Source organism: Staphylococcus sp. HMSC055C03 (assembly GCF_001809385.1).
In the GTDB taxonomy this organism is placed as follows: Bacteria; Bacillota; Bacilli; order Staphylococcales; family Staphylococcaceae; genus Staphylococcus; species Staphylococcus simulans.
On sequence record NZ_KV797514.1, the window covers coordinates 326,123 to 337,705 of the forward strand.

Sequence of the window (11,583 nt, forward strand, 5' to 3'; positions counted from 1 at the left end):
ACTTTTCCTCCAAGTTGTTGTTATCGCCTTGATTATGGCATTTTCAAACTGTTTTCGCAACTTTCTTCAAATAAAAAAACTGCCACTCTGCAAAGAGAATGACAGTTTCGTTAATAATCAATTATTCTACTGTGACTGATTTTGCTAAGTTACGTGGTTTATCCACATCTAAATCACGGTGTAATGCTGCATAGTATGCAATCAATTGTAATGGAACCACAGATACAAGTGGTGTTAACAATTCATTTACTTGAGGAATGACATAAGTGTCTCCTGCTTTGTTTAATCCATCCATTGAGATAATGCAAGTATGCGCACCACGTGCAGCAACTTCTTTTACGTTACCGCGAATTGATAGATTAACATTCTCTTGTGTTGCTAAAGCAATCACTGGTGTTTGATCTTCAATTAAAGCAATTGTACCGTGTTTTAATTCTCCGCCAGCAAATCCTTCTGCTTGAATATATGAAATTTCTTTTAATTTTAATGCGCCTTCTAAGCTGACATTATAGTCAATTGTACGACCGATAAAGAAGGCATTACGAGTTGTTGCTAAGAAATCTTTCGCAATTTGTTCCATGTATTCAGCATCGTCTACAATTGCTTCCATCGCATTTGCGACTTTCGCAAGTTCTTGTAATAAGTCTACAGTTTCTTCTTGGCCATGACGTTTAGCCACAATTTGAGACAAGATAGCAAGTACTGCAATTTGTGCTGTATAAGCTTTTGTAGAAGCTACAGCGATTTCTGGTCCAGCATGTAGTAATAATGTATGGTCCGCTTCACGTGAAAGTGTTGAACCAGGTACGTTTGTTACTGTTAATGCTTTATGACCACGTTTTTTCATTTCAACTAATACAGCACGGCTGTCTGCTGTTTCACCTGATTGTGAAATATAGATGAATAATGGTTTTTTAGATAATAATGGTGTGTTATATACGAATTCAGAAGCGACATGTACTTCTGTTGGGACACCTGCCCATTTTTCGATAAATTCTTTACCTACTAAACCTGCATGATAACTTGTACCTGCTGCGATAATATAAATACGGTCAGCTTGTGCGACTTCATCGATAATCGCATTGTCCATTTTCAAGTCGCCGTTGTCATCTTGATATTCTTGAATAATACGGCGCATAACTGCAGGTTGTTCATGAATTTCTTTTAACATGTAATGATCATAAACACCTTTTTCAGCATCAGCCGCATCGATTTCAGCAGTGTACGTTTCACGATCTTGTACATTGCCATCTAAATCTTTGATTTCAACTGAATCGCGTTTAACAATAACAATTTCATGATCGTGAATTTCTTTATATTCATTTGTTACTTGCAACATTGCTAAAGCATCTGATGCAACAACGTTGAATTTTTCACCAACACCGATTAATAATGGTGATTTATTTTTCGCCACGTAGATTGTATCGTGGTCTTCTTCGTCTAATAATGCTAAGGCATAAGAACCATGTAGTAATTTAACGACTTTAGTGAAAGCTTCTTCAGTAGATAAGCCTTCATTTGAGAAATGTTCTACTAATTGTACGATAACTTCAGTATCTGTTTCAGATAAGAAATTCACATCTGATACATACTGATCACGTAACTCTTCATAGTTTTCAATCACACCATTGTGAACTAAAGTAAAGCGTTTAGATGCTGATTGATGCGGATGAGAGTTTTCATAGTTCGGCACACCATGTGTCGCCCAACGTGTATGACCAATTCCTACTGTTCCATCTACATCACTGTTGTCAGCTACATTTCTTAAATCTGCAATACGACCTTTTTCTTTAAATACTGTCGTACCTTCATCATTCACAAGTGCAATTCCTGCAGAGTCATAACCTCTGTACTCTAATTTCTCTAAGCCTTTTAACAATACTTCTTTCGCATTATCATATCCGATATATCCTACAATTCCACACATAATTCAATTCCTCCGTATTCTTCATTCCTAACGGTTACCCTTTTCACGGGGGAATCTTTCAGTTTCATATTAAATTTTTTTGTATCGAATATAAATTGATTCCGCCTAAATTTACTTTATAGAGTCCCTTCTCACTTGAACTCTACAAAATAGACGTACTAATCCCCTTGTGTGAGTACCGTTCAAAAATATAAACTTGGGTCTGTTTACAAACTTTGTGCATCGAGTCACCTCAATGTTTTACCTTGTAAACTTACGACTGACCTTATCCGAGACAGCATCCGCCGATAATCCGATCACTGTCTTCCTCGTCGACAATTTAAAGCTATGCTTGCTATTACATCTTCTGCTCTAAGATATAAATCTACGCAAATTCCAGCTTGTCATTGTACGGGCGCTATAATTATGGTTTAACCTGTCTATCCCCCTTTTACACGTAATATAAGTATTTTACAATGAGTGATTTTATAAATGCAACTATTTTCACAACCTGTATCCGCTTATACTCTAAAGTTTTTTGCTAACTGCAAATTTTTTCTATTTCAAATTATGTTTCTACTATTATATATAGGCTATTTTATAAATGTCATTATCTCTGTGACAAAGTACCATTTAGATTAGATTGTAACCGCATCCATGTCAGTCTTAAAATTGAGCTATATCAAAGTTATTAAGAGAGGTGGATGACAATGTCAAATTCACAGGAAAATAAAGGGATTGGACGTAAGGTCCAAGCATTCGGCTCATTTCTGAGCAGTATGATTATGCCAAATATCGGTGCATTTATCGCGTGGGGCTTTATTGCAGCGATCTTCATTGATAATGGTTGGTTACCTAACAAAGATTTAGCTGAATTAGCAGGACCAATGATTACTTATCTGATTCCATTACTAATTGCTTTCAGCGGTGGACGTCTGATTCATGATTTACGCGGTGGTATTATCGCAGCTACTGCAACGATGGGGGTTATTGTTGCACTGCCTGATACACCAATGTTACTCGGCGCAATGATTATGGGGCCGCTTGTTGGTTGGCTTATGAAGAAAACAGATGAATTCATCCAACCTAGAACACCACAAGGATTCGAGATGTTATTCAATAATTTCTCTGCTGGTATTTTAGGTTTCATCATGACTATTTTCGGTTTTAAGATTTTAGCACCTATTATGAAGTTAATTATGCATCTTTTATCTGTTGGTGTAGAAGCATTAGTACATGCACATTTATTACCGTTAGTCAGCATTATTGTTGAACCAGCAAAAATTGTGTTCTTAAATAATGCAATCAACCATGGTGTCTTCACACCACTTGGTGCAGACCAAGCTTCACATGTAGGTCAATCTATTTTATATACAATTGAATCTAACCCTGGACCAGGTATTGGTGTCCTTCTCGCATACATGATTTTTGGTAAAGGTACTGCCAAAGCAACATCTTATGGTGCTGGTATCATTCAATTCTTTGGTGGGATTCATGAAATTTACTTCCCATACGTATTGATGAGACCTTTCTTATTCGTAGCAGTTATTTTAGGCGGTATGACAGGTGTAGCAACTTATTCATTATTAGACTTTGGATTTAAAACACCTGCTTCACCAGGATCAATCATTGTTTATATTATCAACGCACCTAAAGGTGAATTCTTAAGCATGATTATTGGTGTACTTTTAGCAGCACTTGTTTCATTCGTGGTTTCTGCTTTAATCTTGAAATTTACGAAAGATCCTAAACAAGATCTTGCAGACGCTACAGCTAAAATGGAAGCTACTAAAGGTAAAAAATCAAGTGTTGCATCTAAATTAAGTGGTAATACAGAAAGCAAATCTAATGAGCAGACACAAGCCGCTTCAACTTCACAAGTTGATGGTGATGCCCTTTTAGACAAATACAACACTGAAGATGTCGACGCACACAATTACAATAATGTTCAACATGTCATTTTTGCTTGTGACGCAGGCATGGGTTCTAGTGCTATGGGTGCCAGCATGTTAAGAAACAAGTTCAAGAAAGCTGGACTTGAAAACATTGAAGTGACTAACACAGCGATTAATCAATTACCAAGCGATGCAGAACTTGTTATTACTCAGAAAAAATTAACAGATCGCGCTATCAAGCAAGTACCTGATGCGATTCATATTTCAGTAGAGAACTTCTTGAACTCGCCTAAATATGAAGAATTGATTAATAACTTGAAAGAAGACCAAAATGGTTCAACTACAACTGCTTCAGCAACAAACAGCCAAGAAGACTTGACTGAACAATACAACACTGAAGATGTTGATGCTCATAACTATGACAATATTAATCATGTTATTTTCGCATGTGATGCAGGTATGGGTTCTAGTGCTATGGGCGCCAGCATGTTACGTAACAAGTTCAAGAAAGCTGGTCTTGATCATATCAAGGTCACTAACACAGCGATCAACCAATTACCAAGCGATGCACAACTTGTAATTACGCAAAATAAATTGACAGACCGTGCTATCAAACAAGCACCCGATGCTGTTCATATTTCGGTGGATAATTTCTTGAACTCGCCTAAATATGAAGAATTGATTAATAACCTTAAAGAAGACCAACAATAGATTAGAACTTCTTTAAAAAGGAATGCAGGTGAGGCCTATGTTGTTAAGCAACAGAGAAAAAGCAATCTTAGAGTTACTCATTAAATCGCACGGCCAATATATGACTATTTATGATATTGCACAACAACTCGCCGTTTCATCACGTACGATACACCGTGAACTTAAAATTTTAGAACAAGATTTGTCTGAAATAAATTTACAAATCGATAGAATTCCCAATAAAGGTATCCAGTTAGAAGGTTCACAAGCAGCAATTGCTAAACTCCAAACAGAGCTTAGCAACATTGCTGCTTTAGACCTGACAACTGCTGAACAAAAAACCATTATTTTATATGCATTGATACAAAGTAGAGAACCTATAAAGCAATATAGTTTAGCACATGAAATTGGTGTTGCTCAGACTACGTTGACAAAGTTGCTCGATGAATTAGAACAAGATGCATCAGAATACCAACTCGAATTAGAACGACGACGAGGTGCTGGTGTCAGCTTAAATGGTTCAGAAGCAAAGAAACGCGAGATGTTGAGTCATCTTATGGTTGAAAATTTAAATAGCACCAGTGTTTACTCGGTCATAGAAAATCACTTTGTATATCAATCATTAAACACTTCTCAACTTTCAATGGTAGAACTTGATCATATTTTCCAAGTTGAGCGTGTATTAATGGATTACCTTAGTGCTCTACCCTATACATTGACAGAAGCGAGTTATTTAACGCTGACTGTTCATATTGTATTGAGCATTGACCGCATTAAACACGGTGAAAATGTTTCTATTGACGAAACGATTTATCAATCAGTCAAAGATACAGAGGAATATAACATTGCTTCCTCATTAACTAAACAACTATCACACATTTATGACGTAACTTTCAACAAAGCAGAAATCACTTTTATTACGATACATTTACGCGGTGCTAAAAGAAAACACGAAGACTATCAATCTGAAGAACTGTTAGATAACAATTACAAAATCCAACAATTGATTCACCTGGTAGAAGAAAGTTCTCAATATTCATTTGTAAATAAATCGAATTTAGCTGCGGGGTTAAAATTACATTTAATACCTGCGATGAACCGTTTAAACGCTAATATTGAAACACATAATCCTCTGACAGAGATGATTAAAAATAAATATCCAAAACTTTATAACAGTGTCTCAAATAGTTTATCGAAGATTTGGCCTGAGCTTTACTTTCCAGATAGTGAAATTGCTTTTGTTGTTTTGCATTTTGGGGGTTCACTAAAAGCTAATAGTCTACCAGATTATCATGTGTTAGTTGTATGTAGTTCTGGTATAGGTACCAGTCGTGTGCTAGCCACACGCTTACAACAAACTTTTCCAGAAATTACACAAACTAAGCAAGCATCATTAAGTGATTTAAAACAATTAAATCTCAATGCTTATGATGGTATTATTTCTACTTTAGCATTAGATATTAATGAACATTATATTCAAGTCAATCCATTATTACCGGATGCAGATATCAAATATGTTTCTAACTACTTGAACACACAAGCAAACGAAAACAGAGTGACTTCTAGTTCATCAAGCGAGATTTCATCTTTAAATCAGGATCAGATTATTGAGACCATTCAAAGGTATTTGGATGTGATTGAAAATATTTATGTTGAAGATGCAACAATCACAAATTGGCAAGATTATTTAGCGAAACGATTAGCTAAACATAAAAGTATTCTAAGCAAATCACAATTTAAACAAGTATTAAAAACATATGCAGAGGATAGAAGCATTACATTAGCTCCCTATCCTATAGGACTACCACATCTTAAACATGCGCTGATTGTAAAGCCAATGGTAATGATTACAAGGTTAAAACAACCATTAACTATCGTTGAACAAAATCAAGAACATACCATCAATTATTTAATCAGCATGTTTTTACCAGAAGATAACCCATCCTCACCTATCGTTAGTGCCATTTCAGAAGTAATTACATGTAATTTACATCGAATTGATGAATTAATGCAAAACCCTAACGAAATTATAGATGAGATGAAGAAGGCTTTTATTAGAGAAACAAAACAAATTTTATTAACGGAGTGATTATTTATGTCAGAACTATTCAGTAATGAAAATATCTTTTTAAACCAATCTTTCAAGAACCAAGAAGAAGCTATTGAAAAAGCTGGACAAGCTTTAATAGACGCTGGTGCTGTAACTGATTCTTATATTCAAGCGATGAAAGATAGAGAAGAAGTTGTTTCTACTTACATGGGTAATGGTTTAGCGATTCCTCATGGTACAGAAGAAGCAAAAAATGCAGTATTGCAATCAGGACTTACATTACTACAAGTACCTGACGGTGTTCAATGGGGAGACGAAACTGCTAAAGTCATCGTTGGTATTGCCGGTAAAGATGGCGAGCATTTAGATTTATTATCTAAAATCGCAATTACTTTCAGCGAAGAAGAAAATGTTGAACGTATTTTAAATGCACAAAGTGCTGAAGAAATTAAAGCTGTCTTTGAGGAGGCTGATGCATAATGAAAGCAGTACATTTTGGTGCAGGTAATATTGGTCGAGGATTTATCGGCCAAATCTTATCTGAAAACAATGTAGATGTCACTTTCTCAGATGTTAACGCTGAGATTGTAGATGCATTAAATCAAGACCAAGCATACCAAGTTATTCTTGCAGACGAAGATAAAACAACTACGACAATTAATGGCGTTGATGCAATTAATTCAAAAGATAATCCACAAAAATTACATGATGCCTTATTAGAAGCGGATATTATTACTACAGCTGTAGGTGTTAATCTGTTACCGATTATCGCAAAATCCATTGCACCTGCACTTCAAAAAAGAACAAAACCTGTAAATGTAGTTGCCTGTGAAAATGCAATTATGGCAACAGATACATTAAAATCTGCAGTTCTTTCAATTACAGGTCCTCTATCAGATGAAATTCATTTCGCTAATTCAGCAGTGGATCGTATTGTTCCAAAACAAACACAAGATAATATTTTAGATGTGTTAGTTGAACCTTTCTTTGAATGGGTTGTTGAAAAAGATGCTTGGTATGGTAAAGAGTTAGAACACATTAAATATGTTGACGATTTAACACCATATATTGAACGTAAATTAATGACAGTTAATACTGGTCACGCTTATTTAGCTTATGCCGGTCAATATCATGGCTATCAAACAGTACTAGAAGCTGTAGAAGACCGTAATATTGAAGAAGGCCTACGTCAAGTATTGAGTGAAACAAGCCAATATATTACTGAAGTATTTGGATTCTCTCAAGATGAACAACGAGCTTATGTAGAAAAAATAATCAATCGTTTCAAAAATCCATATCTTTCAGATGATGTAACAAGAGTTGGTAGAGGTACTTTACGTAAAATTGGTCCTAAAGATCGTATAATTAAGCCGCTTGCTTATCTTTATGATAAAGACTTAGAACATCAAGGTTTAGTTCAAGCAGCTGCTTACTTGCTTAAATATCATGATAAAAATGATGAAGAGACAGTTAAGAAAGATGAATACATTGAGAAGCATGGAGCAATGGATTTCTTAGAAGAATATGCACAAATTAATGAACCACTTGCGGAAGAAATCAATGATGTTTATCTAGAACTTTAATAAATATATATTTAGACTGAAGCTATTTTAAACAGCTTCAGTCTATTTTTATACCACAAATCAAAAAAACTGAGACTTTCTTACCAGTCTCAGTTCTTCAAAGTTAATTATTCATTTAAACCCATTTTTTCTTTAACTACATCTGCGATTTGTTGTGCATAGCTTTCAGCTTTTTCATCTGTTGCAGCTTCTACCATGACACGTACTAATGGCTCTGTACCTGAAGGACGTACTAAAATGCGTCCTTCACCGTTCATGTCAGCTTCTACGCGGTCCATTTCTGCTTTAACATCAGCATTATCAGTCACTGCATATTTATCTGTTACACGTACGTTAATTAATGATTGTGGGTATTTTTTCATTTGTTCAGCAAGTTCGCTTAATGGTTTACCTGTTAATTTCACAACAGCTGCTAATTGTACACCTGTTAATAAACCATCACCTGTAGTATTGTAGTCCATCATTACGATGTGGCCTGATTGTTCACCACCAAGGTTGTAATTACCTCTACGCATTTCTTCTACTACATAACGGTCGCCAACTTTAGTTTTATTAGATTTGATGCCTTCTGCTTCTAATGCTTTGTAGAAACCTAAGTTACTCATAACAGTAGAAACAATCATGTTATCGTTTAATTCTTGGTTTTTAGACATTTCTTGACCAATAATGAACATGATTTGGTCACCATCAACGATGTTACCTTTTTCATCAACAGCAATTAAACGGTCTCCATCTCCATCAAAAGCTAAACCAAAATCGCTTTCAGTTTCCACAACTGTTTGCGCTAAAGCTTCAGGATGCGTTGATCCGACACCGTCATTGATATTGTAGCCGTCTGGGCTGCAACCAATAACTTCTGTATCAGCTTCTAAATCACCGAATAAGAATGGTGCAAGTTGTGATGTTGAACCATTTGCGCCATCTAACGCAATTTTTAAACCTTCAAAATTAACATCGACAGTTGATTTTATATAGCTTAAGTATTTTTGAGTACCTTCGAAGTAGTCCGAATACTGAACAATATCATTTCCGATTGGACGTGGTAAGTCAGGATTTTCTTCGTCTAATAATGCTTCAATTTCTTGTTCTTGATCATCAGATAATTTAAAGCCGTCTGAGCCGAAGAATTTAATTCCGTTATCTGCCACTGGATTATGAGAAGCTGAAATCATAACACCTAATTCAGCATCCATTTCTTTTGTTAAGTATGCTACACCTGGTGTAGAAATAACGCCTAATCGCATTACCTCAGCACCGATAGAAATTAAACCTGCGATTAACGCAAATTCCAACATTTCCCCAGAAACACGTGTATCACGTCCTACAAAGACTTGTGGATGCTTCTTGTCTTCATTGTGCGCTAAAACATAACCGCCGTATCTACCTAGTTTAAAAGCCAGCTCTGGAGTTAATTCTTCGTTTGCTACACCTCTGACTCCGTCTGTCCCAAAATATTTGCCCATTTCAAAATTCTCCTTTAATGCTTAATTTATTTCGCTGATATAGTAGCTTTGATATCGCCCGCATCAGCATCTTTAACTTTGTTAGGTAATTCCATCTTCACAGCAGCTTCATCTGAATTTTCGAAGTCTGCTAAATCAACTACTGCTGTTACACTATGGATATCACTTAACTCATCTCTATTTCCAAAAATTTCAATTTGTTGTTTAGACAAATTAACATTATCAGCATTTAACTTAGAATTTGATTTACCGATAACTTTCTTTTTAATATCTACTTTCTTGCTGTAAGGTTCTAACTCTACAGTAATATTAACAGTGCTTGGTTTTGTAATCACATCAAGTTTCTTCAAGTTTTTATCAAAAGCTACAATTTCACCGACATCTGTTGTATCGTCGTTGATATCTGTATCATTTTTGAATGTTGCTTTTAAGTAAGCAATACTATCTACTTGATGTTGTCCACCTATCACTTTAACTTTCTTTGGTGTCACAGTTTGATTTTTGATTTGATAGTTAGAATTGATGTACGATTCACTCACATCAGGCGTTACTGTCATCATCTTTGTTACTTTCTTCTCAAGATTAACAGTCGCTTGTTTAGGATTAACAGTACCCTCTACTTCATTATCCAAACCTTTAATAACGTAATCAACTTTGTGACGACCTAATGATGTTTTAGTTAGATCTAATTCGACTTTAATGTCATCTGATTGTTCTGCTTTCAACACTTTGGATTGCGTACCTTTAATTTGAACGTCTACGCTGTCAGGTATGCCTGAAGCGTATAAATTTTTACTGTTATATGTAGCTTCTACAGGTACATTCGAAATTGTGCGTGTTGAAGTTTGTGATAGTTTAGATGTTCCAAAGATATCTCCAAAGACATTGTTCACTGTTAAAAAGAAAGCTAATGCTAAGACAAATGCTACAAATCTTAAACCCCATTTGCTCTCAAACATTCTACTTCACGCCTTTCTTTGGAAGTCTTGTATCAAACCAATGTTCAGCTAATAATTCTTCAAAGACTTCTAGTGAGATGTCTTTACGTAATTTTCCATCAAACGTTACAGAAATAGAACCAGTTTCTTCAGATACCACTGCGGTAAATGCATCAGAAACTTCTGAGATACCTACTGCAGCACGGTGTCTTGTTCCTAAACTCTTTGAAATCTTAGAACTATCAGAAAGTGGTAAATAACAAGCAGCACTTGCAATCTTTGTTCCTTGAATAATCATTGCACCATCATGCAACGGTGTGTTAGGAATAAAGACATTCGTCAAAAGCTCTTGTGAAATATCAGAATCCATTGGTATACCTGTCTCAATGTAATCTTGAAGACCTGTCTTTTTCTCAAACACAATTAAAGCACCAATTCTTCGTTTGGCCATGTATTGTACTGCTCCGCCAACTGCTTTAATCAATTTCTCTTGATCTGCTGATGAATTAGCAACATAGCGTTTAAACAGGTTACCTCTACCTAACTGCTCAAGTGCACGTCTGATTTCTGGTTGGAAGATCACAATGATAGCTAAGAACCCCCATTGGATAACCATATCAAACAATCTTGCAGTAGTAGTCAAGTCTAAAGCAGCACTGACCCAACGACCAATTACAATAACAATGATACCTTTGAGTAGTTGGATTGCTTTAGTACCTTTGAATACTGTGATTAACAGATAAATCACATACCAGACTATAAGTAAGTCTAGAATACTTGTTATTAACTTTACCGTATTGAAATTTTCAAAAATGCCGCCAAAATTCATAGCATCTCCTCCGGTAACCTAATTACAATGAATGCTGTATGATTGATTATTACAGCGCTCATACATATAAATTATAGCATACATCCCCCTTTAGCTTAGAATAAAAATACATACACAATTGAATTATATACTTGAATTCAAATAGCAAAGGAAAAAATGCAATAAAAAAAGCACCCTTATCACAAGGGTGCAAGAGTGAGCCATAGAGGATTCGAACCTCTGACCCTCT

The 11,583-nt window shown here is 35.5% G+C and carries 8 protein-coding genes; 4 read left to right on the forward strand and 4 right to left on the reverse strand.

What is annotated here, in order from left to right; translation table 11 throughout:
• Positions 1-121 precede the first annotated feature (121 nt).
• Complete coding sequence (glmS, locus tag HMPREF2603_RS12030; RefSeq protein ID WP_002481833.1) at positions 122-1,927, reverse strand: glutamine--fructose-6-phosphate transaminase (isomerizing); 1,806 nt, start codon at positions 1,925-1,927, stop codon at positions 122-124.
• 689 nt (positions 1,928-2,616) lie between these two features.
• On the opposite strand from glmS, the gene HMPREF2603_RS12035 reads away from it, so the two are divergent.
• From HMPREF2603_RS12035 to HMPREF2603_RS12050, 4 genes are read left to right on the forward strand one after another with little or no spacing between them, the layout of a single operon-like run.
• The gene (locus HMPREF2603_RS12035; RefSeq protein ID WP_070463200.1) at positions 2,617-4,512 is read left to right on the forward strand and encodes a PTS mannitol transporter subunit IIBC; all 1,896 of its coding nucleotides are present in this window, start codon (positions 2,617-2,619) and stop codon (positions 4,510-4,512) included.
• A gap of 37 nt (positions 4,513-4,549) precedes the next feature.
• Positions 4,550-6,580 carry a BglG family transcription antiterminator gene (locus HMPREF2603_RS12040; protein ID WP_060804023.1) on the forward strand — a complete coding sequence of 677 codons (2,031 nt, stop codon included), beginning with the start codon at positions 4,550-4,552 and terminating at the stop codon, positions 6,578-6,580.
• Between the two features lie 6 nt (positions 6,581-6,586).
• Complete coding sequence (locus tag HMPREF2603_RS12045) at positions 6,587-7,021, forward strand: PTS mannitol transporter subunit IIA (protein WP_002481836.1); 435 nt, start codon at positions 6,587-6,589, stop codon at positions 7,019-7,021.
• Positions 7,021-8,124 (forward strand): mannitol-1-phosphate 5-dehydrogenase, encoded by a 1,104-nt coding sequence (locus HMPREF2603_RS12050; protein ID WP_060804022.1) that lies wholly within the window; start codon positions 7,021-7,023, stop codon positions 8,122-8,124. Before HMPREF2603_RS12045 ends, HMPREF2603_RS12050 begins: the two co-directional genes overlap by 1 nt.
• A gap of 107 nt (positions 8,125-8,231) precedes the next feature.
• On the opposite strand, the gene glmM is transcribed toward HMPREF2603_RS12050, so the two are convergent.
• From glmM to cdaA, 3 genes are read right to left on the reverse strand one after another with little or no spacing between them, the layout of a single operon-like run.
• Positions 8,232-9,587, reverse strand: a complete 1,356-nt coding sequence (gene glmM / locus HMPREF2603_RS12055; protein ID WP_060804021.1) for a phosphoglucosamine mutase — start codon at positions 9,585-9,587, stop codon at positions 8,232-8,234.
• Between the two features lie 26 nt (positions 9,588-9,613).
• Positions 9,614-10,546 (reverse strand): CdaR family protein, encoded by a 933-nt coding sequence (locus tag HMPREF2603_RS12060; RefSeq protein WP_002481839.1) that lies wholly within the window; start codon positions 10,544-10,546, stop codon positions 9,614-9,616.
• Between the two features lies 1 nt (position 10,547).
• Positions 10,548-11,354 carry a diadenylate cyclase CdaA gene (gene cdaA, locus HMPREF2603_RS12065; protein ID WP_002481840.1) on the reverse strand — a complete coding sequence of 269 codons (807 nt, stop codon included), beginning with the start codon at positions 11,352-11,354 and terminating at the stop codon, positions 10,548-10,550.
• Between the last annotated feature and the right edge of the window lie 229 nt (positions 11,355-11,583).